Source organism: Geminicoccus sp. (assembly GCF_035556675.1).
In the GTDB taxonomy this organism is placed as follows: Bacteria; Pseudomonadota; Alphaproteobacteria; order Geminicoccales; family Geminicoccaceae; genus Geminicoccus.
This window is the reverse complement of record NZ_DATMFZ010000106.1, coordinates 23,912-47,397: the sequence shown is the minus strand read 5'-3', so window position 1 is coordinate 47,397 and position 23,486 is coordinate 23,912. Positions and strand designations below refer to the sequence as shown.

Here is a 23,486-nt window from a genome sequence, read left to right as displayed (position 1 = left end):
CCCCTCGCTCTACACCATCACCGAGAACCGCGACCAGTGGGTGACGTTCGCCAAGGCCAACATCGCGGAAGCGCGCAAGTACGGCAAGCCGGTGATCCCGTTCGTCTGGCCGCAGTACCACGACACCATGCTGGGCAAGGGTACCGAATACCTGCCGATCAAGTACTGGGAGCTGCAGCTCAACACCATCTACGAGCTGAGCGACGGCATCGCCATCTGGGGCTCGGTCAAGAAGGGCGGCGGCTGGGACGCATGGGACGCCAAGAAGGACTGGTGGGGCTTCACCAAGAACTATGCCGGCGAGTATGGCACCGTCGCCTATACCAGCGCCTGCAAGGCCTGAGGCGCAGAGCCGGCTTGGCTGCGCCAGATCCGCAGCGGAGCTGAGGTCTAAAAAGTGAGGCGGGGCGGCGAGAGCCGCCCCGCCTGTGTATTGTCTTGTGGCGCGGCGACCATCCCGGGTGGAGGGGAGGCCCTAGGGAGATCGGTCAGGCCGGTGCGATCGCGGATTTCCAGCGGCGGCACGGAGGGCTAGCTTCCCCGGCGCCTGCAGGAAGGGGAACGCGATGAACTTGACGGATCTCTACGGCCGCCTGGTCGCGCTGATCGGTGCCGGGACGATCCTGGTGCGGCACCGCAACGACGGGATCCGCGCCCAGGCCACCGGCACGACGCCGGCCATCCCGCCGGCCCGCTCGCAAGGGGCGCTGCCGACCCTGAAGATGCCGACGGCGCAGGGCTGGAGCGCCGGGCAGACCCCGACGGCCGCCCCCGGCCTCAAGGTTAACGCGTTTGCCTCGGGCCTAAAGCACCCGCGCTGGATCCATGTGCTGCCGGACGGCGGCGTGCTGGCGGCCGAGGCGCTGACCCTGCCGGGGCCGGTCAAGAGCCCGTTCGACTTTGCCCAGTACAGCACGATGAAGCGGGCTGCCGCGGTCGGGGAGAGCCCGAACCGGATCACCCTCCTGCGCGACCAGGACGGCGACGGGACGGCCGAGACCCGGCACGTGTTCCTGGACGGGCTGAACCAGCCCTTCGGCATGGCCCTGCTGGGCGATACCTTCTATGTCGGCAACACTGACGGGCTGGTCGCCTTTACCTACCAACAGGGCGCCGACCGGATCAGCGGGCCCGGCCGCAAGCTCACCGAGTTCAAGCCGGGCGGGCACTGGACCCGCAGCATCCTGCCGAGCCCGGACGGTGCCAAGCTCTATGTCGGGGTCGGCTCGCTCAGCAATATCGGCGAGCACGGCATGGCGGCCGAGGAAGGGCGCGCGGCGATCTACGAGTTCGACGTGGCGAGCGGTGCCTGCCGGATCTTCGCATCCGGCCTGCGCAATCCGGTGGGTCTGGCATGGGAGCCCACTACCGGGGTGCTCTGGACGGTGGTCAACGAGCGCGACGGGCTGGGCGACGAGACCCCGCCCGACTACCTGACCTCGGTCCAGGACGGCGGCTTCTATGGCTGGCCCTATTGCTACTGGGGCCGCACCGTCGATGACCGGGTGCCGCAGGACCCCGCACTGGTGGCCCGGGCGATCCAGCCGGACTATGCGCTGGGTGGGCATACCGCCTCGCTCGGCCTGTGCTGGCTGCCGGCCCGCACCCTGCCGGGCTTCGGCGACGGCATGGTGATCGGCCAGCACGGCTCCTGGAACCGCAGCAAGCTCAGCGGCTACCGGGTGGTGTTCGTGCCGTTCGAGAACGGCCGGCCCGCCGGCCCGCCGCGCGACATCCTGACGGGCTTCCTCGCACCCGACGAGAAGGCGTCCTACGGCCGCCCGGTGGGCGTCACCATCGGCCCGGACGGGTCCCTGCTGGTCGCCGATGACGTGGGCGACGTGATCTGGCGGGTGACCGGGGCCTAAAGGCGCCGCGCCACCGTTTTTCCCATGATGCAGAGCTCGGCCGTGCTGTGCACGGCTGGGCCCTTGGCCATTGCGCATGACCGATCGCCCAGCTGCCTGCCTGCCAGAGGCAGGGTTGGCGCAGGTTCGCATGCGCAATCGAGTCATTGCATGCAATTTCAGAACAATGTACGCCGCTCCGTCATCAGGTGTGCAGGCGGTGACGGAGCGCGGCGTGGAGAAGTTGATCATCGAGGTTCGCGTCAACGAGTACGCGATGCGCGACGGCAACCCGAACGTGCCGTGGACGGCCGAGGAGATCGGCCGGGATGCGGCTGCCATCCGGGCGGCCGGCGCCTCGATCCTGCATTTCCACGCCCGCCAGCCGGACGGGTCGCCTGCGCACGGCTATGAGGCCTATGCGGATACGATCCAGGCGATCCGGAACAGCAGCGACCTGCTGATCCATTCCACGCTGGGCCAGATCACGGTGCAGGGGGACGAGGCGCGCGTCGCGCACATCCGGCGCTTGGTCCAGGATCCGGCGCTTCGCCCGGAACTGGCATCGATGGACATCGGCAGCACCAACATCGATGTCTACGATCCGGTGGCGAAGCGGTTCACCACCACGTCCAAGAGCTACGTCAACAGCACCGAGACGCTGCTCTTCTTCGCGAAGACCTTTCGCGAGATCGGCGTCAAGCCGGCACTCGCCTGCTGGACCATCCCGTTCCTGCGCTATGTCGAGGCGTTCCAGGAGATGGGACTGCTGGACGATCCGGCCTATCTGCTCCTGGTCCATACCGACCGCGCCATCCTGGGCGGCCATCCTCCCACCGCGGCCGGGCTGCGTGCGTTTCTCGACTTCCTGCCCAAGCACCGGCCGGTCCAGTGGACCGTGAACGCCAAGCCCGGGAACCTGTTCCCGATCGCCGCCCAGGCGATCCAGGCGGGCGGGCACGTGGCGATCGGGATCGGCGACAATCCCTATGCGGAGCTGGGCGCGCCCACCAACGCCGAGCTCGTGCGCCGGATCGTCGATCTGGCGAAGGCCTGCGGACGGGAGATCGCCACGCCCGCCGAGGCCAGGGCGATGCTGAACATCCCTGGCTGAGGAAGCGAGCAGCTTTCCGGTGATATCGAACAAGCAAGAGCAACGGAGGCTAACATGTGGAAGCGAGCAGTCCTCGGCAGTGCTTTGTCACTGGCCCTGTCCATCTCGGCAGCCCAGGCCGAGACCATCAACTGGAAGATGCAGTCCTTGATGCCGGCGGGTTCGACTGCCAACAGGGTGTTCGAGGACTTCGCCAAGAACGTCGACGCCATGTCGGGCGGCCGGCTGAAGATCGAGGTCATGCCGGTCGATGCGGTGGTGGCCGCCGACCAGACTTTGGAAGCGATCGGCCAGGGCATCCTGGATGGCCATTTCGGCTCGCCCGGCTACTTTGCAGGCGAGGATCCGGCGTTCGGCGTGCTGGGCTCGTTCATGGCCGGCTACGACACGCCGCTGCAGTTCCAGATGTTCTATGAATATGGCGGCGGCACCGAGATCGCCCGCGAGCTCTACCAGGATTACAACGTCCATTTCGTGGGGCCCTCGTTCTGGCAGGCCGAGTCGATCCCGGCGCGCAAGCCGATCCGCAGCACCGAAGACTTCAAGGGCGTGAAGATCCGTGCACCCGGTGGTGTGGTGGGTCAGGTGTTCTCCGCCCTGGATGCCAGCGTCGTCTCTCTGCCGGGCAGCGAGATCTTCCAGGCACTCAGCACCGGTGTGATCGACGCCACCGATTACAGCACGCTCGGCCAGAACGCCCAGGTGGGCCTCTACCAGACCGCCAAGTATTCGCTCTATCCCGGCATCAGCTCGATGCCGGCCTGCGACATCTCGGTGAACCTGGACCGCTGGAACGAGCTGCCGGACGACCTGAAGGCGATCGTCGAGACCGCCACCAAGCAGTTCGCCGCGGACATGAACGCGCAGACCCTGATCGACGACCAGAAGGCCGCCAAGGCCGTGGTCGCGGAGGAGGGGGTCGAGCTGATCGACTGGTCCCCGGAGGAGCGCCAGAAGCTGCGCGCCATCGCCGCCGACGCGGTGAAGGAATATGCCGAGGGCAGCGAGCTCGCGAAGAAGGCCTACGAGGCGCATATCGCCTTCATGCAGCAAATCGGCCTGCTCTGACCTGAAGGAGGGCAGGAGCCGCGAGCCCCTGTCCTCCGCCTTCCTCATCTGGATGCGTTCTCGCCTCTGTCCCGGGATTTCGCGACATGTGGATCGACCGCCTGTCGAAGGCGTCCGGTGCCCTCGCGGCAGCACTGATCGTCCCGGCGATCGCGATCTCCACCTATGAGGTGATCGCGCGCTATGGCTTCAGCCAGCCGACCAACTGGGTGCATCCGCTGACCACCAGCCTGTGCGCACTGACCTTCGTGCTGGCAGGCCCCTATGTCCTGCAGCGCCAGGAATTCATCCGCGTCACCTTCGTCTATGACCGGTTCGGCCCAAGGATCCGGCGGGTGATCGACCTGTTCTCGTCGGTCCTGCTGATCCTGTGGGGGCTGGTCCTGACCTATGCCGCCTGGCTCCAGGCTGCAGCCTCGATCTTCCGCTTCCGCGGCGGGCGATGGCGCCCGGAGACGCTGGGCTCGGCCTGGGACGTGCCGCTGCCGGCCCTGGTCCGCGGCGTGCTGTTCCTCGCCTGCGCGCTCCTGCTGCTGCAGGCGGTCGTGAACTTCGTGCGGGCGGCGCGCCGGCTGGAGGCCGTCCATGGAAATTGAGCTCATCACCGTCCTGATGTTCGGCGGCATGATCCTGCTCATGGTGCTGGGCGTTCCGCTGGGCGTGGTGACCGGGATCATCGCCACCTTCTTCATCCTGGACTTCGACCGGCTGAACAGCCTGATCCTGATCACCGGCCGGATCTACAGCTTCATCAACACCTATGTGCTCGTGTCCCTGCCGTTCTTCATCTTCATGGCGGGGATGATGGAGCGTACCGGGGTAGCCCGCGACCTGTTCGACGCGATGAGCGTCTGGGGCGCCAAGCGCCCGGGCGGCTTGGCGGCGATGACCACGGTGGTCGCGATCATCATGGCGGCGATGACCGGCGTGGTCGGCGGCGAGATCATGCTGCTCGGCATGATCGCCCTGCCGCAGCTTTTGCGCATGGGCTACGACGAGAAGCTGGCGCTGGGCACCATCGGCGCCGGCGGTGCGCTGGGCTCGATGATTCCGCCCAGCATCAACCTGATCATCTATGGCCTGACCGCCAACGTCTCGGTAGGCGACCTGTTCACCGCGGCGTTCCTGCCGGGCTTTCTGATGGCGGGCAGCTTCATCGTCTACATCCTGGTCCGTTGCGGCCTGAACCCGGCCATGGGCCCGCCGCCCGCGGACGAGCGCCGCAACATGCCGCTCGCCGAGAAGCTGGCGCTGCTCCGCCGCATCGTCCTGCCGCTCATGATCGGTGCGGGCGTGCTGGGCAGCATCTATCTGGGCGTGGCCGCCGTGACCGAGGCCGCGGCACTGGGCGCTGCCGCGATGATCCTGGTGGCGGCCCTGCGCCGCGAGCTCACCTGGTCGATGCTGGTCGACGTCTCCATGCAGACGATCCGCACCTCGGGCATCGTGCTGTGGCTGGTGTTCGGCGCGGTGGCCCTGATCGGGGTCTACAACCTGCTGGGTGGCACCAGCTTCGTGAAGGGCCTGTTCCTGGGCTCCAGCCTGCCGCCCTGGGCGATCATCGGCGTGATGCTGGCGATCTGGGTATTTCTCGGCGCCTTCATGGAAGGTACCGCGATCTGCCTGCTCACCGTGCCGATCTTCGGGCCGGTAGTGACCGGTCTTGGCTACGACCTGGTCTGGTTCGGCGTGCTGTTCGCGATCACCTGCCAGATCGGCTACCTGACCCCGCCGTTCGGCACGGCCGCCTTCTACATGAAGAGCGTGACTCCGCCGCACATCACGCTCGAGACGATCTTCAACGCATTCTGGCCCTTCACCTTCCTCCAGTGCCTGCTGCTGGTGCTCGTCTGGGCCTTCCCGATCCTGGCCAGCTACTGACCTGCCGGAACCGCCATCATGACCTCTGCTGAAGCAACCCATCCCGTCGAAGCGGCCGCCGAAGCTGCGCTGGCCGGTCTGCGCGTCCTCGACATCGGCACCTTCATCGCCGCTCCCTACGCTGCCACGATCATGGCCGAGTTCGGCGCGGAGGTGCTCAAGATCGAGCTGCCGAAGATCGGCGACCACGCAAGGCGTCTGGGTACCCTGACCGAGTGCGGCGACACGCTCGTCTGGCTGAGCGAGGCACGCAACAAGAAGTCGGTCTGCCTGGACCTGCGCACGCCGGAAGGGGCGGAGCTGTTCAAGGACCTGGTCCGCGTCAGCGACGTGGTGTGCGAGAACTTCCAGGCCGGGACGCTGGAGCGCTGGGGACTGGGCTGGGATGTCCTGTCGGAGGTCAACCCGAAGCTGATCCTCCTGCGCGTGTCCGGCTACGGCCAGACGGGACCTTACGCCAACCGGCCGTGCTTTGGCCGGATCGCCAACGCGTTCGGCGGCATCTCGTTCCTGTCCGGCGAGCCGGACCGCCCGCCGGCCCAGCCCGGCTCGGCCACGCTCGCCGACTACATGGCCGGCCTTTATGGCGCGCTCGCCGTGCAGATGGCGCTTCAGGCACGCCACCGGACTGGCAAGGGCCAGGTCATCGACATGGCGCTCTACGAGGCGATCTTCCGGATCCTGGACGAGGTGGCGCCGGCCTATGACCGGTTCGGCTTCGTGCGCCGGCGCGAGGGCGCAGAGACCCCGATCGTGGTGCCGCACAGCCACTACCCGACCAGCGACGACCGCTGGGTGGCGATCGCCTGCACCAACGACAAGATCTTCGGCCGGCTGGCCGACGCCATGGGCCGCCCGGAGCTCAAGGAGGATCCACGCTACGCCACCAACAAGGCGCGGATCGAGCGGCGCGGCGAGGTCAACGGCATGGTCGCCGACTGGACCGGCTCGATGCCGCGCGACGAGGTGCTGGCCCGCTGCTCAGGAGCCGAGGTGCCGTGCGGTCCGGTCTACGGGATCGACGAGATCTTCACCGACCCGCATTACGCCGCGCGCGGCAACATCCTGCGCGTGGCTGATCCGCGGGCAGGGGAGGTCGCGATACCGAACGTGATCCCACGCATGAGCGGCACGCCTGGTGCCGTGCGCTGGCTCGGCCCGGCCCTGGGTGCCCATACCGACGAGGTGCTGCGCGACCTGCTTGGCCTGGATGCGGCGCGCATAGAAGAGTTGCGCGGCAAGGGTGCTATCTGAGCGCCGCCCGCATCTCGATCCGGAGACCGCATGAAACTGACGTCCCAAGAGCTGACCGCGCGCATCCGCGACATGATCCTGCGCGGGGAGTTCGCGTCTGGCCAGCACCTGCGCGAGGCGGCCCTGGCCGAGCAGTTCGCCGTCTCCCGCACGCCGGTGCGGGCGGCCCTTGCCGCCAACGAGAAGGACGGCCTGCTCGAATACAACCCCAACCGCGGCTTCATCGTCCGGCCGTTCCATGTCCGCGACATCATCGAAGCCTACGAGATGCGGGCGCTCTTGGAGGGCATGGCCTGCCGGGTGACCGCCGAGCGCGGCATGAAGCTGGACGCGGAACGCTCGGCCCGTCACGCGATCGACCAGGTCGAGAAGCTGCTGCGCAAGACCGGCCCGCTCGACAACCATGCCCGCGATTCCTGGCGTCAGCACAACCAGGTGTTCCACCAGAGCATCATCGAATCGGTCGAGAACCGCTTCCTCCAGCCGATGCTGCAGATGGTCCGGCAGATCCCCTCGGTCTATCCGCCGATCTTCGCCTCCTACACGGCGGAGGAACTCGCCCAGTACAACCAGGAGCACAAGAAGATCCTGGAATGCATCATCGACCGCCAGGCGGTGCGGGCCGAGCATCTGATGCGCGAGCACATCCTGAGTGCTGGCGAGACCCTGCGCAGTTCGATCCGCGATGCACAGCGTGTGGACGAAGCGGTCCTGCCGGCGCCGGATCATGCCACCGCTTCATCCGCGGAGCCGCCGCAACGGCGCGCTCCGGCCCCGCCCTCGGAGTGACCTCATGTACGTGCCGCCGCGCGCGCTCCTGTTCGTGCCCGCCCATCGCGACCGCTTCCGCGAGAAGGCCACTGGCTTCGCCGTCGACGCCCTGATCCTCGACCTGGAGGACGCGGTGCCGCCGGCCGAGAAGCCGCTGGCCCGCGAGAAGGCGGCCGGGTTCGTCGGCGCGTACCCGGGCCGGGCGTTCGTGCGGATCAACCCGGTGCGTGCCTCGACCGCCTTCACCGTCGCCTGCGGCGAGGAGGATCTGGCGGGCGTGGTGCATCCCGGCCTGCGCGGCATCGTCCTGCCCAAGATCGAGGCGGCCGCCGACGTGCTGGAGCTGGATGCGCTGTTGCGCGCCTGGGAGCGGGCTCGCGGCGTGCCGTGCAGCACGCTGGAACTGATCGGCATCGTCGAGACCGCCAAGGGCATCCTGAACCTCGGCGACATCGTGCAGGCGCGGATCGCCCGGCCGTTCTGCCTGGCCTTCGGTGCCGGCGACTTCACGGGCGATCTCGGCGTCGAATGGACCAGCGGCGAGGCGGAGTGCCAGCATGCGCGTGCCGCCGTGGTGATCGCCTCGCGCGCCGGCGGCCTGCCCAGCCCGATCGACAGCGTGTTCGCCGACATCCGCGACAGCGACGGCCTCCTGGCCAATGCCCGGCGGGTCAAGGCCATGGGCTACCAGGGCAAGCTGGCGATCCATCCGGACCAGGTCGGCATCATCCAGGGCGTGTTCGCGCCCGAGCCACAGGAGGTGGACTGGGCACGGCGCGTGCTGGACGGGATGCGCCAGGCCGAGGAGCAGGGTCATGGCGCGTTCACGGTCGACAACAAGCTGATCGACTACCCGATCCTGGAGCGCGCCAAGGCGATCATGGACCGCGCAGGGCGCTACGGGAGCTGAGGCGGCAGGCGGAACCTGCCGCTGGTCAGGGCTTCCCGGACGGCGGCCTGGGCCTGCTCGGGCCGGTGTCCGTCCAGGTCGATCGCGTGGTGCTCCAACGCACCCAGCGTGGCGAACTGCTCGTGCAGGGATGAGATCGGACCGGATGCCGTGAGCGTGTCGCCGCCACGGCGGCGACAGCGTTCCAGCGCGGTCGGCAGGGGCACGCGCAGGACCACGTAGTGCAGCGGCGCTGCGATGGCGCGGAACGGCTGGAGGAACCACGGTCCCACGATGCCATCCACCACGACGAAGAACCCGCCTCGGGCATAGGCCGCTGTCGCCTGCGCCAGGGCCTGCATCACGGTCTGGTTCTGCTCGTCGGCAGCGGGAAGATAAGGAGGGATCGCACCGCACTTGATGAAGTGCCAGAAGTCGTCGGCATGCAGATGCACGGCCGGCCTGTCCGCATGTGCGGCGAGCGCACGGGCCGTCGTAGTCTTTCCCACGCCCGGTGGGCCGGTGAGGACGAGAACTTGGCCGCCACTCTTAGGCAATCCACTCCCTCCGCACGCGGCATGATACAGGCAGGCCATCTAGCAAGGCTCGATACACAATGACTCCGCCGCCTGCTGGTCGGTGATCAGCAGGTTGGCATAGCCGGCGGCCAGCACCGCGCGCATGGCCTTGCCCTTCTCCGGGCCGCCCGAGGCCAGGATACGGGTCGGCACCGCCGCCAACTCGTCCGGCGCCACACCAACCACCCGGCGATTGACCGGGTGGTCGAGCAGCCGGCCGTCGACTCCTAGGAAATGGCCGAGCAGGTCGCCGACCGCGCCGGCCGTCTGGAGCGAAGCCTGTTCCGCGTCGGTCAGGAGGCCGCGGGTCAGGGTCGGTGCGTCGGGGCCGAGCGTGCCGACGCTGAACAGGATCAGCTGCGCCTGCATCGCGCGGGTGCGAACCTCCGCCAGCGAGTCCTGTTCGTGCAGCAGGTCGCGCAGGGCCGGGGTGGAGGCGTAGGTGGGGGCCGCCATGTACAGGCAGGTGGCATCCAGGGCCTCGGCGAGGCGCGCCGCGGTTTCGTAGGTGTTGAACTCCGAGGCCCGGCCGAGGCCGCCCATCAGGGAGACGATGGTGAGATCCTGGATGCTCCGGCGCTGGATCGAGTGGGCACTCCAGCGCAGGGTGCGGCCCCAGCCGATGCCCACGGTCATGCCGGGGCCCAGGCGGTCGGAAAGATAATGGCCGGCCGCGGTGCCGAGCACCACGGGCAGGCTCGCCGGGTCCCCTGGCGTGGGCAGGACCACCGCGTCGCGCAGGCCGAAGCGGCGGCACAGCTCCCGCTCCAGGGCCACGCAGCCGGCGAGGCGACCATGGATGCGGATTTGCACCAGCCCGGACTCGCGCGCGGCTGCCAGGTCGCGCAGCACCTTCACCCGGTTGATGCCGAGCAACGCTGCGATCTCGGCCTGGGTGCGGCCCTCGACATAATAGAGCCAGGCGATCCGGGTGCGCCGCTGCTCGTCCTGGTCGATCATGTCTCTTCGGCGGCGAACCCGTCGAGCCCGCCGGCCTGCGCGGCGAGATCGAGAAAGCCGTAGCGGTCGCGGATCTCCAGCGCGTGGCGGACCGCCTGGCGGTAGAAGGCGGGATCGATCCCGATCTCGGCGGCCGTCCTCGGCATGCCGGCACGCGCGATCGCGTCCTCCATCCGTTCCAGTGGCAGCATGACCGCCAGGAGCTTCTGCCGGATCTCCGGCCAGCGGGCCTGGAGGCGCCGGTTCATCCTGGCAGTTGCCGCCGGATCGAAGGGCTTGCGCCCGATCGCCTCCTTCACCCCGCCGGCCAGCTCGCCATAGCGCCGGGCCAGCTCGGCGTCAGTGAAGGTGAGCGGTGCCAGGACGGGCGGCGTGTCGCTTGCCAGGTAGCGCGCCTGCAGCCGTGCCATCGTCCAGGTGGCGATGCCGACCTGCTGGCCATGCAGCGTGCCCGGGTGGGGGCGCAGCAGCATGTCGATATAGTGGCTGATCTGGTGCTCGCCCATCGAGCCGCAATGGCTGGTCCCGGTGACCAGCACGCCGCAGCCGGACAGGACGGAGAGTCGGACCAGCTGCAGCACGGCCGCCTGGTCGCCCTGCTTCAGCCGCCCGGCCAGCTCGTAGAGCGGCTGCTCGTCGGCAGCCATCATCGCATAGGGCGTCTCGGCATAGACCGTGTCGAGCAGGAGGTGGGAAAGCAGCCAGTCGACCTGGCAGACGCTGCGGCAGATCGTGTCGCCGAAGCCGGCTAGTGTCGCGAACTCGGGCGCTGCGGCCATCACCTCCAGGTCGAAGAACACGCCCCGGGGCGCCTGGGCCGGCAGGGTCAGCTTGTAGCCGCCACGGGTGATCGACACGGTCGTGGTCACATAGCCGTCCATGGACGCCGCGGTGCCGAACACCGCGCAGGCCCGGCCAGTGCGGTGCGAGACATACTTGCACAGGTCGTTGATCGTGCCCGAGCCCACCGCGATCAGGTGGTCGCAGCCGGCCACGCGGTCCTGGAGCTGTGCCGCGGTCGCCTCGTCCGCCTTAGGATGGTCCAGCACCACGAGCTCGGCGCGCTCCAGGGCCTCGTGGACCCGCCGGCCCATCACCGGCATGGTGTTCTGGTCGGCCACCACGGCAAGCCGGCCGGACAGCCCGACGCGCTCGACCAGTGCCCGCTCACGGCCGGCCAGCGACGGCGCGATCTCCAGGAGCTGGATCGGGGAGGGCAGGTTCTGGCCGAGCTCGGGCGCGAAGAACCGGCCCTCGACCACGTCCCGGACGACATCGCTCACGTTCTGGATTCCTCGCGAAAGGCGGCGAGACCGGCATAGGTCCGCTGCAGGGCCGGGTAGAGGCCGGCATGGAGCTCGCGCAGCTTCCGGTAGCGAGCATGGGTGGCCGGGTCGGGAAGCCGGCGCTCGCGCAGGCGGCCGGCCATGGCGCGGGACGCGTCGGCGACGTCAGGGTACCAGCCGGCTGCGGTCGCCGCGACCATCGCCGCTCCCAGGCAGGAGGCTTCCACCGTGTCGGATACCTGCACTTCCTTGCCGGTGGCGTCTGCCACGATCTGGCGCCAGAGCTCACTGCGCGCGCCGCCGCCGATCGCGACGAACCGGTCGATCGGGATGCCGCCCGCCGCCTCGATCGCCTGGCAGCCGGAGGCCAGGTCCAGTGCTATGCCCTCGATCAGCGCCCGGTACACATGCCCCTGCCGGTGCTCGGCGCTCAGGCCGACCAGGGCACCGCGCGCGTCCGGGTCCCAGTGCGGCTGCATCACGCCGCTCCAATAGGGCAGGAGCAGCAGCCCGCAGGATCCCGCCGGCACGGAGGCGGCCTCCTGTTCCATGCGCGCGAACGAGGCGGGGTCGGTGCCCTGGCGGAGCAGGCTGGCCATCAGCCAGTCGGTGAGGAACGCGCCGGTGCGCAGCACGTATTCGCACAGATAGCCGGCGCCGGTCAGGCTCGACACGGTGCGGAACGCGCGATCGACCACGTAGTCCTGGCTGTACACGCCGAGCACGGTGGCAGTGCCGAGGTTGAGATAGGCCGCACCCGGCTCGAGGATCGAGCAGCCGAGTCCGGCGCACTGGCCGTCACCCCCGCCGGCCGCGACCGGGATGCCTGCCGGCAGGCCGGCCGCGGTCGCTGCCTCTTCGGTGACAGTGCCGAGCACGGTGCCGGGGCGCTCGGGCTGCAGGAAGTGGCCTTCGGTCAGGCCGAGCCAGCCCAGGATCTCCGGCGAGAGCCGCTTGTGCTCCAGGTCGTAGAAGCCGTGCGGGTCGGCGCTGGCCCAGCTGGTCCGGCCGTTGCCGGTCAGGCGCCGGACGAGGTAGCCGTGGACATCGACCACGTGCGCGACCCTGGCGAACGCGGCGGGCTCGGCGCGGCGCAGCCAGTTGAGCTTGTAGACCGCGGGCGTGAGGTCCGGCGCCTTGCCACTGATCCGGTGCAGCCGGTCCGCACCGAGAGCGTCCGCCATGATCTCGATGTCCGGTCGCCCGCGCTCGTCCAGCCAGACCAGTGCCGGCCGGACCGATTCGCCGGCCGCGTCGAGAAATCCTACCGTCTCGCGCTGGTTGGCGATGGTGAGCGCCCGGACCGTGGCGAGATCGATTTTGCCGGCGAGATCGGAGAGCGCGTCCACCAGGGCTGTCCACCAGGCGCCCGGCTCCTGCTCGAACGCGCCCGCGCCCGGCTGGCTCATCGGGATCGCCGCCCGACCTTCTGCCAGGGGCGTGCCGGCCCGGTCGAAGGCGATCGCCTTGGTCGCGGTGGTGCTGCTGTCGACGCCGATGACCGTGTCCATCAGCCGGTGACACTCCCTGAACTTATGTTCTTTGCTAGATAACTTTGTACAAGGCTAGCCGGAGATCCTCGATCCTGTCAAAGCCGCACCGCAGGCCATCACCGTGGCTGGTAACGTTTCACCTCGATCTCGTCCGCGCGCTGCCGGATCGCCCAGGCGTCGAAGCGCGCTTGAAGACGCAGCAAGGTCTCCAGGCTGAGGCCGAATGCCTTTTCCACCCGCAGCGCCATCTCCGGCGACAGGCTGGTCCGCTCGTGGAGCAGGTCCGCCAGGCTGTCGCTGCCGACACCCAGGATGTCAGCTGCCCGTTCGATGGACAGTTCCAGATCGGTCAGGATCTCGTTGCGGATGAACGCGCCCGGATGCGTCGGTTTCATTGCGGCTCGCAGCGATGGTCCCAGGTCCCTATGATGATCGAACGGCTGACGGACGCATCGGCTGCGCACCGGCGGGCCGGATCAGGCGCAATCCTGCCCGATCCCGTCCCGGTCGGGGAGTGCCCCGCCGCCGCGTGTCAGGCAACTCGAACGGGTTCAGCTACCCTCCGGCCTTGGCTGCGGGGTATCACCCGGCGGCAGCCGTGCACCTGCCCTGTCGGGAACAGGGCCAGCAGGGTGAAGCTGACCAAGATCAGCAGGCCGATCTTGAGCACGCGCAGCCGGCTTCGCGTGGCGCTGGTCCATGCAACCCTGAGCGTGCAGCAGGATTTGAACGGTGAAGCCAAGATCGAGCTCAGGTCGCTATGCCCAACACGACACCGACTGTCCCTCCGCCGCCGCCGCCCAATCTGAACAGCGCGCTCAAACGCAACATCGACGCCATCACCGAGCGGCGCCGGCAGGAAGCAGCCTCGGCAACACGCGAAGAACGGCTAGCCCAGGCGATCACGTCATTCACCGGCAGCATGCGCTTCGTGTACCTGCATCTGGCACTCTACGGCTCATGGATCGTGATCAATCTGGGGATCATACCGGGAGTGCCGAGGTTTGATCCGTCGTTCGTCATCTTGGCGATGGTGGCATCGGTCGAAGCGATCTTTTTGTCCACCTTCGTGCTGATCAGCCAGAATCGTACGTCCGCTGCGGCTGATAAACGCGCCGATCTCGATCTTCACATCAATCTGCTGACCGAGCACGAGTTGACCAAGCTTTCGGACGTCGTGACGGCAATTGCTGCCCACTTGAATGTCAAGGTCAACGACGCTTCCGCGATTGAAGAGGTCAAACGGGATGTTGCTCCGGAAGCGGTGCTGGACGAGCTCAAGGAAAGCAAGGAAGTCGACTGACGTAGGCTGCTGAGCCGGCATCCGGCACTCGCTGATCCGCCAGCACCCGATCGATGCTGCATCGGCCGATCCGGGGTGCCGGGCTGCTCTTCCTCCTTGAGGGTGTCAGCTGCCCTCCGGCTTCGGCTGAGGGGGGATCTCGCCCGGCCGGTAGTCGGGCAGCTGTCCTGCCGGGATCAGGGCCAGCAGGGCAAAGCCCGCCATGATCAGCAGGCCGATCTTGAGCGCGCGCAGCCGGGCTTCGATGTTGATGCGCATGGCCTCCTCGACCTGGTCCGGCGTGGCGCTGGTCTGCCCCATGACCTCCAGCAGCCGGTCGTTGCTCACGAAGTTGACATTGTCGAGATCGACCTCTTCCTTCAGCTCCGCCGGAATGACCGGGTTGTCGACGAGGCTGCGCATCACGCCGGCGCTCAGCAGGCCCACCACCAGCGCGCCCGCGACCGCGGTGCCGACGGCGGCCGCCAGATTGTTGGTGGTACCGCGCAGCGAGCCCACGTCGCCGGCCAGTTCCTTGGGCGAGGCGGTGACCAGGACGTTGAACACCAGGGTCACGAGCGAGCCCTGGCCGATGCCGAACAGCACGAGGCCGACCAGCACCGGGAAGGTGCTCCAGTCGTTGCGGACGACCACCGCCAGCCAGACCAGCGCCACGGCGGACAGCGCAAAGGCGAGCCGTCCGATCTGGCGGGGCGCCATCCTGTCATACAGGCGGACGATCAGCAGGGCTGCGAAGAAGACGGACAGGTTGAACGGCATCATGGCGATCGCCGTGTCCAGCGGCGTGCGCCCCTGGACGATCTGGATATAGAGCGGCACCGTGAAGTTGAGTGCCGCCTCCAGGGCGACGATGATGAACATTGCATAGACGGCCGCCCGCTCCTTGGGCGAATCGATCACTTCCAGCGCCAGCAGCGGTGTCTTGCCGGCCGCCTGCCGCCGGTGCGTCCACATCAGGAACGCCTGGCCCAGCACGATGCCGAGCACGATCATGACTGGTGCCGGCGACAGCCCCAGAAGGTCGAACGGCGCGCCCGAGCGGGCCAGGCCCAGCCCCCACCGGTTCAGGTTGTTGAAGCCGAAGCTGATGAGGATGATGGCGGCCGCCGCCAGGACGACGCCCACCAGGTCGATCTGCACGTCGGGCCGGCCCTCGTCCCGCCTGAGCCGGAAGCTCAGCACGAAGACGATCGCCGAGAGGGCGATCAGGATGCCGAAGGCCGGGCGCCAGCCGATGAACGTACCCAGGACGCCGCCGATGAGGAAGGCCGCCACGCCGGCCCCGGCACGGGCCGAGCCCAGCGCGCCCAGGGCAGTGGCCTGTTGCCGCCCCCGGTAGTTGTTGGCGATCAGCGCCACCAGGGAGGGGACCAGTGCTGCACCGGCCATCCCGGCCAGGCCCTGCGCTGCGATCATGACCGTCGCATCCGGGCTGAACGTCATCAGCACCATGGCCAGCCCGAAGATCAGCACCACCCCCCGGAACACGGGCTGCGCACCGAACCGCTGGCAGAGCTTGGCGCCCAGCATGACCAGGCCCGCCACGGAGAGCGAGTACATGACGATACCGGTGGCGACCGTGGTCGGCGGCACGTCGAAGCTGTCGACCATCCCGCCGATGGCGACGGGCAGGGAGGCGACATTGAACGACATCAGCACCTGGCCCAGGGCGATGACGATCATCGGCAGCCAGGTCGACTGCGCCTCGTCCTCCGCTCCGGCCGCCGGTATCGCTGCGCTGCGCATCACCTTGGTCCTTCCCCGCTACGGTCGTTCCTTTGTGCCGATCGAGACGGCAGGCCGCACGGACGGGGCCTGCGAAGTGGCTCAGACCTCGGGCTTCGAGACGAACAGGTCCATGCCCAGCCGCTGGGACAGGAACCTGGTGACCAGCTGGCCCTTGACGCTGTTGCCCATGCTGTCGAGCGGCGGGGCGAACGTGCCGAGCCCGCCCTTGCCCGGCGAGACGGTGACGATGCCGCCGCCGATGCCGCTCTTGCCCGGGAGACCGATGTCGTAGAGCCAGTCGCCCGAGCTCTCGTAGAGGCCGGCCGTCGCCATCACCGCCAGCGCGTAGTGGCAGGTGGCCGCGTCCACGACCCGTTCCCGGGTGACCGGATTCACGCCCCCATCGGCCAGGGTCGATCCCATCACCGCCAGATCATGGGCGCTCACGTTCAAGGAGCACTGCCGGGTGTACAGGTCGACCGTCGAGTCGCAGTCCCAGTAGATCCGGCCGAGGCTCTCCAGCAGGCGGGCGATGCTCCGGTTGCGGAAGTTGGTCGCCGAAGCGGAGGCATAGACCTCCTCGTTCAGCGACAGCTTCCGTCCGGCAAAGCCGCATAATCCCGCATAGATGTTCTGCCACTTGTCGTCGGCGGTGGCACCGGGAACCAGGCTGGTCGCCGCGATGGCGCCGGCATTCACCATCGGATTCGTCCGCCCGTCGGCGCTCCACTCGACCGCGGCCAGGGAATTGAACGGCAGCCCGGTACTGTTCGCGCCGAGCTTCTCGCGGCACTCGTCAGGCCCCAGCGCCCGGCACACGAGCGCAAAGACGAAGGGCTTGGACACGCTCATGATCGAGAATTCATGCGCCGTGTCGCCGATCTCATAAACGTTGCCGCTGGTGCCGACCACGCAGATGCCGAACAGGTCACCTGCGACTTCTGCGAGCGCCGGGTAGACCTGGGAGACGTGCCCCTCTTGATTCTCCCGGTAGCGCTCATAGGCCTCGACAACCAGCTGCTGCACCATCTCCGACTGCGGCAGGTGGCCGGTCGACACATAGGTCGGGCCGGTGGCCGCATCGTAGAGGGACCGAGGCGTGGACATGGGTCAGCTCCGAACCGGTTGGCGCTGATGCTCGTCTTGCGTTCGCCAAGGGCTGCACGGGGTCGTGATGCAGCTCTGCCGGATGGATCGAGGCCGAAGCGTTCGATCAGGATGCAGTCAGGTCGAGAACCCCAAGGAACCGGAAGAAATAGCACGCACGATTTAACCGGCCTGCTCACCAGAGCGGCCGCGACACGAATGGAACACCTCTCCCGGTTTCTGGTCAGACCGGAGGCTCCATTCAGCCTATATACACTACTTTACCCTACTGTACATCAATACGGGCTGCCGATTCACCGCGAAATCAGGTGCGGAGCGAGGCTCGGCCCTTGGCGACCGGCAACTGCGTTGACGACGGAACAGGCCGCCTCAGTCCTTGGACGGCTGCACCTGGATGAAATGGCTCAAGGCGAAGATCACTGCGGCGGTTGCGATGCCGGAGGCCAAGAGGCGCAGTCCGGGTGGCACGTTGATCACCTGCTCCAGAAACAGCACCCCGAGCATGACCGCCACGATCCCGGCGAGCTTGCTCTTCAGTCCGTCGAAGTCGCTGGTGCGCAGCCACATCGGTGCCGGGATCCCGCGATCGATGAACAGCGAGTAGAGCCCGAACGCCACCACCTGGAGCACAGTCGCCAGCAGCACGAGGTCGACCAGCTTGATGCTGGCGAGAAACATCTGGCGATTGGTCAGTTGCGTGTCGCCTGGCCACACGAGCAGGGCGACATAGCGGCCGGTCTCGATCGCACCGAACGTCAGCAGAGTGCATGCCGCCACCATGAGGGAGATGATCCCGATCAGCGTGATCAGCTTCGAGACCCACAGAAACAGCCGCACCCCGGGATGAAGGGTGGCAGGACGCGGCGGATCGGCCTCAGTTGCCATGGGGCACAGGGTTCCCGCCCAATCTGCAGGGCGCATGGCTTGGCGGGACGTAGTGCGGCCGGCAATGGCAGGCTATTAGACGCATCGACTGCCGCAGCTCTGAAGTCGCCCGGCGAGCATATTATTGCAGGCTTGTCTTGTCAAACAGTCAGCGCCAGAGTATTCGCGATCATGTCATCGTTGTCTTGAGCGCATGATTGCTGACATGAGAAGATGCCGTCGTGACAGTTGGCTCCCTGGTCGACTGAGCGACGGCGCATTCCGCTCGGGTGCACGTCTTGGCGGGTTGGTCGCCGGGCCCTTGGCCGGAACTGGAGCCGGGCCATGCGGCGGGTCGTGGCCCCCAGGTGGGCCGTTCATTCGCGTTGGCGAGGTTCCATGCCGACTGCATCAGCCACCGGCAGCCGCCTACTGATCGACCTCGCCCTGCAGGGTGGCGGATCGCACGGGGCGTTCACCTGGGGCGTGCTCGACCGTCTGCTGGAAGAGCCCTGGCTCACGATCGACGGCATCACCGGCACCTCCGCGGGCGCCATGAACGCGGCGATCCTGGTCGCCGGTTATGCCGCCGGCGGGGCCACAGGCGCCAGGGCGGCGCTGGAGCGGTTCTGGCGCAGCGTGTCACATGCCGCGCTCGCCAGCCCGTTCCAGCGCGGTCCGCTCGATGTGCTGCTCGGCCGCTGGACGCTCGACAACTCGCCGATGTTCGTGGCCCTGGACCTGACCTCGCGCCTGTTCTCGCCCTACGACCTCAACCCGGGCGGCAGCAACCCGCTGGAGGCGATCCTGGCCGAGCAAATCGATTTCGATCGGCTGGCGGATGCGCCGATCCGGCTGTTCGTCACCGCGACCAGCGTGCGCACCGGGCGCGGGCGGGTATTTCGCAATAACGAGGTGCGGCCCGAAGTGCTGCTGGCCTCGGCCTGTCTGCCCACCTTGTTCCAGGCAGTGGAGATCGATGGCGAGCCTTACTGGGATGGCGGCTATTCCGGCAATCCGACCATCACGCCGCTGGTCCGTGAATGCTCGTCGCGGGACACGATCCTGGTGCAGATCAACCCCGTGGAACGGCCGGGCACGCCCAGGTCGGCGCGCGACATCCTGAACCGGCTGAACGAGGTGTCGTTCAACGCCGTCCTGCTCAAGGAGCTACGGATGATCGCCCTGCTGCGCCGCATGGCGTCGAGTTGCCACGACGAGGCGGCGGCGTGGGCGAACATGCGGATCCACCGGGTGAGCAGCACCAAGCTGCTGGAGTTGGGCTACTCGTCCAAGCTCAACGCGGAGTGGGCCTTCCTGGCCATGCTGCGCGACGAGGGCCGACGGGCAGCCGGGGCATTCCTCGCCCAGCATGGCGACTCACTGGGCCAGCGCTCCACCTTCGATCTCGACCAACTGCTCGAAGGCGTGTGAGCCGATGGGGCTGGCCGGCATCCTCCTGGGCCTGGCCCTCCTGGTGTGGCTGGCGTTCCGGGGCTGGAGCGTCCTTCTGCTGGCGCCCATGGCGGCACTGGTCGCCGCTGCTTTCTCCGGCGAGCCGCTGCTGGCGCACTGGACCCAGACCTTCATGGGCAGTGCCGCCCGGTTCGTCGCCCAATTCTTCCCGCTGTTCCTGCTGGGCGCCCTGTTCGGCAAGCTGATGGAGGATTCCGGCTCCGTCGCCACCATCGCGTCGTTCATGACCGAGCGGCTGGGTGCTCGCCGCGCGATCCTGGCGGTGGTGCTGGCCGGTGCCTTGGTCACCTATGGCGGGGTCAGCCTGTTCGTGGCGATCTTCGTCCTGGTACCGATGGCCCAGGCGCTGTTCCGTCAGGCCGACATCCCGCGCCGGCTGATGCCCGCCGCCATCGCGCTCGGCACCTCGACCTTCACCATGTCGGCGTTGCCGGGCACGCCCGCCATCCAGAACGCGATCCCGATGCCGTTCTTCGGCACCACCCCGTTCGCGGCACCCGGCCTGGGCATCCTCGCCTCGGTGATCATGCTGGGCTTCGGCCTGTGGTGGCTCGGCCGCAGGGAAGACGCTGCCCGGAAGACCGGCCAGGGCTATGGCACCTTGCCTGACGCGCGTCCGGAAGACGCTGCCGCGGATGAGCTGGTGCGCGAGCGGGCCACCAGCGCACGCGAGTTCGATCCGGCCGAGATCGACCGCGGCCGTCGCGCGCCCGACGGCCCACCGGTCCTGTTCGCGGTGCTGCCGCTGGCCGTCGTAGTGGTCGTCAACTTCCTGATGGTGATGCTGGTGCTGCCGCGCCTGGACACCGGCTACCTGGCCGAGGAGCGGTTCGGCGCCGTCTCGCTGGAGGTGGTGGCCGGCGTCTGGTCCGTGGCGACCGGCCTCGCGGCCGGGATCCTCGTCCTGCTGCTGGTGAGCGGCCGCCGGCTCGCCACCCTCAGGGTCAGCATGGACGCCGGTGCCAACGCCTCCGTCCTGCCGATCCTGAGCGTGGCGAGCCTGGTGGGATTCGGCGCGGTCGTGGCGGCGATGCCGGCATTCGCCCTGGTGCGCGAATGGGTACTGGCGATCGGCGGGGGGCCATTGGTCTCGCTGGCCGCCGCCACCAATATCCTGGCAGCGCTGACCGGCTCCGCGTCCGGCGGCCTCACCATCGCGCTCGACGCGCTGGGCGCCACCTATCTCGAGATCGCCAGGCAGGCCGGCATCGATCCGGCATTGCTGCACCGGGTCGCGGTGATCGGTGCCGGCACGCTCGACAGCTTGCCGCACAACGGGGCGGTCGTGACCCTGCTCGCGGTCTGCGGCTCGACCCATCGCGAAAGCTATGTCGACCTGTTCATGGTGGCGATCGTGGGCGCGGTCCTGGCCCTGGTGGCGGTGATCCTGCTGGGCTCGCTCGCGGGCTCGTTCTAGCGGTCCGGCCGGGTCGCGACCGCCTGGGCCAGCATGCCGTACTTGACCCGCACCGTGCTGGCCTGGCGGAAGAAGCCCACCAGGTCGCGCCACGGCCCCTCGATGCGGATGAGGCCGGTCAGGCTGGCCACCACCGTGCCGACATCGCTCTGGCCCCGCAGCACCAGCCAGCCGCCCAGGAACAGGATGCCGACCTTGCCGAGCCCGCTGATCGCCGCGAGCGCGGCCTTGGACGACAGCTTGAGGGCGAAGATCCGGCAGCGGATATGGAAGATGTCGTGAAAGTCCTGGACCACCGCATCGTCCACGGTCGTCAGGTCGCCTTTGGAGATCCGGCCTGATGCATCGCGCAGGGACTGGACCCGTGCCCGCACCTGCAGGTTGATCCGGTGCTGGACGATCACCACGATCGCCGTCTGGGGTACCACCACGACCAGTGCCAGCAGACCCAGCCATGGCTGGCTCCCCACGATGAAGCCGATCACGCTCGCCAGCGTGCCGATCTGCACGACTGGCGAAGCGATCGCCGCACCCGCGAACGAGCCGACCGCCTCGGCCTCGGCCGAGACCATCGCGACCAGCGTCCCGGGTGAGGGCGCGTCGCCCGCCTCGTATGCCCGATCATGGGCGGCATTGCGGTAGAGCCGCTCCCGGATCAGCAGGACCACCCGCTCACCCACCTTCGCCATGCGCAGGCCCAGCAACAGCTTCAGCCCGACGCTGAGCAGCAGTGCCAGGAGAAAGCCGGCGCACAGCCAGGCGAGCTGACGCACCTCGCCGCCATAGACGAGGCTGTTGATCGCGAGCTGCTGGAACCTGAGCGGCAGGGCGGCCACCGCTGCCACCAGCACCGACAGGGTGATCAGGACGAACTGCTGGCGGCCGGTGACCCGCCAGATCGCGCGGTACAGCTCGCGCATCCGCATGGCGCTCATCGCGGTGGTGTCGCGGCTTCGACTGACGGAGGGAGCTCTTCGGCGATCCGGTCCAGCATGTAGGGAAAGAACGGGTTGGACGTGATGCGCAGCAGGGAGTCCAGGCTGACGATCAGGGCACCGCGCTCGCCCCGCGTCGCCATGGCACCCAGATGGATGCCGAAATCCTCAGTTGGGTCTGGGTCCAGCCCATAGAGCCCGTCCTCCACTGGGAAGGGCAGGGCGACGTGGGACAGCGAGAACACGTCCTTGCGGTAGCGCAGGTCCAGCGGCCGGGTCCGCTCCTCGACAGACCCCGCTTCGGTGACCCGCTCGACCATGTCCAGGCTGTCGGGCCCGGCATTGGCCAGGATGGTGGTGCGGAATGCCCTGGGTGCGGACGGCAGGACCCGGTTCAGGACTGCATCCACGCGGGTGTTCAGGAGCGGGCCGAACTTCACGGTCCGGTTCAGGTCGAACAGCACGAGCTCGCTGCCGTTCTCCGGGAGCTGCGCATAGAGCGCGGTGATGATGGCGCGGGTGCTGACGGTGAAGTCGATCACCGACTGGAAGGTCAGGACCGGCGGCAGGTCATGGAGGCGGTTCTCCCGTGCCAGCTGGGCGATCCGGGGCTGCAGTGCCCGGGTGAGCAGGAAGGACTGGCGCGCCCCGTTGATCGGGAACGAGTTGTACTTGAACGGGATGAACTCGGGCAGGACGGCCAGCCAGGCGGCCTTGGCAAAGGCCGGGAAGATCGCCGGCCAGCCGGCCACGCCGGCGAACCGGGCAAAGGCGGTGATGCCGATCATCGGCGAGATCAGGACCAGCCGGTCCGGCCGGCTCAGCTCCGGGTCCTCCAGAGCGTCCAGGGCATACTTCATGGCGAGCGCCCCGCCATTGGAGAAGCCCACCAGGTGCAGCGGCCGGTCGGGCCCGATCCGCCGCCTGGCTTCGCGCACGGCCAGGCGCGTCGCCGCCGCCCAGCTCTCCCATTCGATGTCGGTGAGTGCTCCCGGCACGGTGCCATGCGCCGGCAGGCGCGGGATGAGTGCGACGAAGCCTCGGTCCCGGTAGAGCTGGCCGATATGACGCTGGCTGTAGGGCGCGTCGGTCAGCCCGTGCAGGAGCACCGCCGCACCCCTTGGCGGACCGTCCGGCTCGAGCAGGTGCGAGCGGTTCCAGTCGTCGGCGAAGCGGCCGGGATAGATCGGGCTGCGGTCGAAGTAGCGGTTGACCGGAACGCGGTCTTCCGGCTCGAGCTGCTGGGTCACCTTGACGCGCAGCTCGTCGAAGATCTCCTGCTCCCTGGCGAGGTAGGCCGCCCAGTCGGCCCGGTCGAGTTCCTCGACGCTCAGCTCGTCGGGCACGAAGGTGTGCCAGACCTCGAGCGGCAGGCCGCGCTGGGAATCCCAGATGCGGGTCGCCAGGAAGGTGGCGAGCGCGATCAGCATGAGCAGCGCTACCCGCTTGGCCGCCCAGCCCGTCCGTGCACCGATCCGGCGAAGCCGGCTCATGCGCCCTGCATCCATTCAGCTC

General features: G+C 68.1%; 22 protein-coding genes. 12 read left to right on the top strand and 10 right to left on the bottom strand.

Annotated elements, in window-relative coordinates; genetic code table 11:
• The 9 genes from VNS22_RS08590 to VNS22_RS08550 all read left to right on the top strand — a co-directional run.
• Positions 1-343: hypothetical protein (locus VNS22_RS08590; RefSeq protein WP_325731558.1), on the top strand; the 343-nt coding region annotated here is incomplete at its 5' end.
• A gap of 223 nt (positions 344-566) precedes the next feature.
• Positions 567-1,868: a sorbosone dehydrogenase family protein gene (locus tag VNS22_RS08585; protein WP_325731556.1), complete on the top strand. Its 1,302-nt coding sequence runs from the start codon at positions 567-569 to the stop codon at positions 1,866-1,868.
• A 214-nt stretch (positions 1,869-2,082) separates the two neighbouring features.
• Complete coding sequence (locus tag VNS22_RS08580; RefSeq protein ID WP_325731554.1) at positions 2,083-2,961, top strand: 3-keto-5-aminohexanoate cleavage protein; 879 nt, start codon at positions 2,083-2,085, stop codon at positions 2,959-2,961.
• A 54-nt stretch (positions 2,962-3,015) separates the two neighbouring features.
• The gene (locus tag VNS22_RS08575) at positions 3,016-4,029 is read left to right on the top strand and encodes a TRAP transporter substrate-binding protein (protein ID WP_325731552.1); all 1,014 of its coding nucleotides are present in this window, start codon (positions 3,016-3,018) and stop codon (positions 4,027-4,029) included.
• Between the two features lie 86 nt (positions 4,030-4,115).
• On the top strand, positions 4,116-4,625 hold the full coding sequence (locus VNS22_RS08570) for a TRAP transporter small permease subunit (RefSeq protein ID WP_325731550.1): 510 nt from the start codon (positions 4,116-4,118) through the stop codon (positions 4,623-4,625).
• Entirely contained in the window at positions 4,615-5,910 is a 1,296-nt protein-coding gene (locus VNS22_RS08565; RefSeq protein WP_325731548.1) for a TRAP transporter large permease subunit, read from the top strand. The genes VNS22_RS08570 and VNS22_RS08565 overlap by 11 nt, the downstream gene beginning before the upstream one ends.
• 18 nt (positions 5,911-5,928) lie before the next feature.
• The gene (locus tag VNS22_RS08560) at positions 5,929-7,164 is read left to right on the top strand and encodes a CoA transferase (RefSeq protein WP_325731546.1); all 1,236 of its coding nucleotides are present in this window, start codon (positions 5,929-5,931) and stop codon (positions 7,162-7,164) included.
• A gap of 30 nt (positions 7,165-7,194) precedes the next feature.
• Complete coding sequence (locus VNS22_RS08555; protein WP_325731544.1) at positions 7,195-7,953, top strand: GntR family transcriptional regulator; 759 nt, start codon at positions 7,195-7,197, stop codon at positions 7,951-7,953.
• A 4-nt stretch (positions 7,954-7,957) separates the two neighbouring features.
• Complete coding sequence (locus VNS22_RS08550; RefSeq protein ID WP_325731542.1) at positions 7,958-8,845, top strand: CoA ester lyase; 888 nt, start codon at positions 7,958-7,960, stop codon at positions 8,843-8,845.
• Here VNS22_RS08550 and VNS22_RS08545 read toward each other — a convergent pair.
• From VNS22_RS08545 to VNS22_RS08525, 5 genes are all read right to left on the bottom strand, one after another.
• On the bottom strand, positions 8,833-9,420 hold the full coding sequence (locus VNS22_RS08545) for an AAA family ATPase (RefSeq protein WP_325731540.1): 588 nt from the start codon (positions 9,418-9,420) through the stop codon (positions 8,833-8,835). The genes VNS22_RS08550 and VNS22_RS08545 overlap by 13 nt on opposite strands.
• Complete coding sequence (locus VNS22_RS08540) at positions 9,421-10,362, bottom strand: sugar-binding transcriptional regulator (protein WP_325731539.1); 942 nt, start codon at positions 10,360-10,362, stop codon at positions 9,421-9,423.
• On the bottom strand, positions 10,359-11,645 hold the full coding sequence (locus tag VNS22_RS08535; RefSeq protein WP_325731537.1) for a sn-glycerol-1-phosphate dehydrogenase: 1,287 nt from the start codon (positions 11,643-11,645) through the stop codon (positions 10,359-10,361). The genes VNS22_RS08540 and VNS22_RS08535 overlap by 4 nt, the downstream gene beginning before the upstream one ends.
• The gene (locus tag VNS22_RS08530; RefSeq protein WP_325731535.1) at positions 11,642-13,159 is read right to left on the bottom strand and encodes an FGGY-family carbohydrate kinase; all 1,518 of its coding nucleotides are present in this window, start codon (positions 13,157-13,159) and stop codon (positions 11,642-11,644) included. Before VNS22_RS08530 ends, VNS22_RS08535 begins: the two co-directional genes overlap by 4 nt.
• A 98-nt stretch (positions 13,160-13,257) precedes the next feature.
• A complete protein-coding gene (locus VNS22_RS08525) occupies positions 13,258-13,536 on the bottom strand; it encodes a HigA family addiction module antitoxin (RefSeq protein WP_325731533.1) in 279 nt (92 codons plus the stop codon).
• 365 nt (positions 13,537-13,901) lie between these two features.
• Between VNS22_RS08525 and VNS22_RS08520 the strand changes: the two genes are divergently transcribed.
• Positions 13,902-14,444 carry a DUF1003 domain-containing protein gene (locus VNS22_RS08520; RefSeq protein ID WP_325731531.1) on the top strand — a complete coding sequence of 181 codons (543 nt, stop codon included), beginning with the start codon at positions 13,902-13,904 and terminating at the stop codon, positions 14,442-14,444.
• A gap of 105 nt (positions 14,445-14,549) precedes the next feature.
• Here VNS22_RS08520 and VNS22_RS08515 read toward each other — a convergent pair whose 3' ends face one another.
• The 3 genes from VNS22_RS08515 to VNS22_RS08505 all read right to left on the bottom strand — a co-directional run bounded on the left by VNS22_RS08515 (position 14,550) and on the right by VNS22_RS08505 (position 18,164).
• Entirely contained in the window at positions 14,550-16,190 is a 1,641-nt protein-coding gene (locus tag VNS22_RS08515) for an MFS transporter (RefSeq protein ID WP_325731529.1), read from the bottom strand.
• An 81-nt stretch (positions 16,191-16,271) separates the two neighbouring features.
• Complete coding sequence (gene glsA / locus VNS22_RS08510) at positions 16,272-17,279, bottom strand: glutaminase A (protein WP_325731527.1); 1,008 nt, start codon at positions 17,277-17,279, stop codon at positions 16,272-16,274.
• 369 nt (positions 17,280-17,648) lie between these two features.
• Positions 17,649-18,164, bottom strand: a complete 516-nt coding sequence (locus VNS22_RS08505; protein ID WP_325731526.1) for a YqhA family protein — start codon at positions 18,162-18,164, stop codon at positions 17,649-17,651.
• Positions 18,165-18,542: 378 nt separating this feature from the next.
• Here VNS22_RS08505 and VNS22_RS08500 point away from each other — a divergent pair, with 378 nt between their 5' ends.
• Together VNS22_RS08500 and VNS22_RS08495 are read left to right on the top strand one after the other, a co-directional pair.
• Positions 18,543-19,577 carry a patatin-like phospholipase family protein gene (locus tag VNS22_RS08500; RefSeq protein WP_325731524.1) on the top strand — a complete coding sequence of 345 codons (1,035 nt, stop codon included), beginning with the start codon at positions 18,543-18,545 and terminating at the stop codon, positions 19,575-19,577.
• 4 nt (positions 19,578-19,581) lie between these two features.
• Positions 19,582-21,036 (top strand): GntP family permease, encoded by a 1,455-nt coding sequence (locus tag VNS22_RS08495; RefSeq protein ID WP_325731522.1) that lies wholly within the window; start codon positions 19,582-19,584, stop codon positions 21,034-21,036.
• Here VNS22_RS08495 and VNS22_RS08490 read toward each other — a convergent pair.
• Positions 21,033-21,971, bottom strand: a complete 939-nt coding sequence (locus tag VNS22_RS08490; RefSeq protein WP_325731520.1) for an ABC transporter transmembrane domain-containing protein — start codon at positions 21,969-21,971, stop codon at positions 21,033-21,035. The genes VNS22_RS08495 and VNS22_RS08490 overlap by 4 nt on opposite strands.
• Entirely contained in the window at positions 21,968-23,464 is a 1,497-nt protein-coding gene (locus VNS22_RS08485) for an alpha/beta hydrolase (protein WP_325731518.1), read from the bottom strand. Before VNS22_RS08485 ends, VNS22_RS08490 begins: the two co-directional genes overlap by 4 nt.
• Between the last annotated feature and the right edge of the window lie 22 nt (positions 23,465-23,486).

Coding starts and splice junctions, on each gene's coding strand:
- VNS22_RS08585 (WP_325731556.1), top strand. CDS start 567: ATGAACTTGACGGATCTCTACGGCCGCCTGGTCGCGCTGATCGGTGCC.
- VNS22_RS08575 (WP_325731552.1), top strand. CDS start 3,016: ATGTGGAAGCGAGCAGTCCTCGGCAGTGCTTTGTCACTGGCCCTGTCC.
- VNS22_RS08570 (WP_325731550.1), top strand. CDS start 4,116: ATGTGGATCGACCGCCTGTCGAAGGCGTCCGGTGCCCTCGCGGCAGCA.
- VNS22_RS08565 (WP_325731548.1), top strand. CDS start 4,615: ATGGAAATTGAGCTCATCACCGTCCTGATGTTCGGCGGCATGATCCTG.
- VNS22_RS08560 (WP_325731546.1), top strand. CDS start 5,929: ATGACCTCTGCTGAAGCAACCCATCCCGTCGAAGCGGCCGCCGAAGCT.
- VNS22_RS08555 (WP_325731544.1), top strand. CDS start 7,195: ATGAAACTGACGTCCCAAGAGCTGACCGCGCGCATCCGCGACATGATC.
- VNS22_RS08550 (WP_325731542.1), top strand. CDS start 7,958: ATGTACGTGCCGCCGCGCGCGCTCCTGTTCGTGCCCGCCCATCGCGAC.
- VNS22_RS08545 (WP_325731540.1), bottom strand. CDS start 9,420: ATGGCCTGCCTGTATCATGCCGCGTGCGGAGGGAGTGGATTGCCTAAG.
- VNS22_RS08540 (WP_325731539.1), bottom strand. CDS start 10,362: ATGATCGACCAGGACGAGCAGCGGCGCACCCGGATCGCCTGGCTCTAT.
- VNS22_RS08530 (WP_325731535.1), bottom strand. CDS start 13,159: ATGGACACGGTCATCGGCGTCGACAGCAGCACCACCGCGACCAAGGCG.
- VNS22_RS08525 (WP_325731533.1), bottom strand. CDS start 13,536: ATGAAACCGACGCATCCGGGCGCGTTCATCCGCAACGAGATCCTGACC.
- VNS22_RS08520 (WP_325731531.1), top strand. CDS start 13,902: ATGCCCAACACGACACCGACTGTCCCTCCGCCGCCGCCGCCCAATCTG.
- VNS22_RS08515 (WP_325731529.1), bottom strand. CDS start 16,190: ATGCGCAGCGCAGCGATACCGGCGGCCGGAGCGGAGGACGAGGCGCAG.
- glsA (WP_325731527.1), bottom strand. CDS start 17,279: ATGTCCACGCCTCGGTCCCTCTACGATGCGGCCACCGGCCCGACCTAT.
- VNS22_RS08505 (WP_325731526.1), bottom strand. CDS start 18,164: ATGGCAACTGAGGCCGATCCGCCGCGTCCTGCCACCCTTCATCCCGGG.
- VNS22_RS08500 (WP_325731524.1), top strand. CDS start 18,543: ATGCCGACTGCATCAGCCACCGGCAGCCGCCTACTGATCGACCTCGCC.
- VNS22_RS08495 (WP_325731522.1), top strand. CDS start 19,582: ATGGGGCTGGCCGGCATCCTCCTGGGCCTGGCCCTCCTGGTGTGGCTG.
- VNS22_RS08490 (WP_325731520.1), bottom strand. CDS start 21,971: ATGAGCGCCATGCGGATGCGCGAGCTGTACCGCGCGATCTGGCGGGTC.
- VNS22_RS08485 (WP_325731518.1), bottom strand. CDS start 23,464: ATGAGCCGGCTTCGCCGGATCGGTGCACGGACGGGCTGGGCGGCCAAG.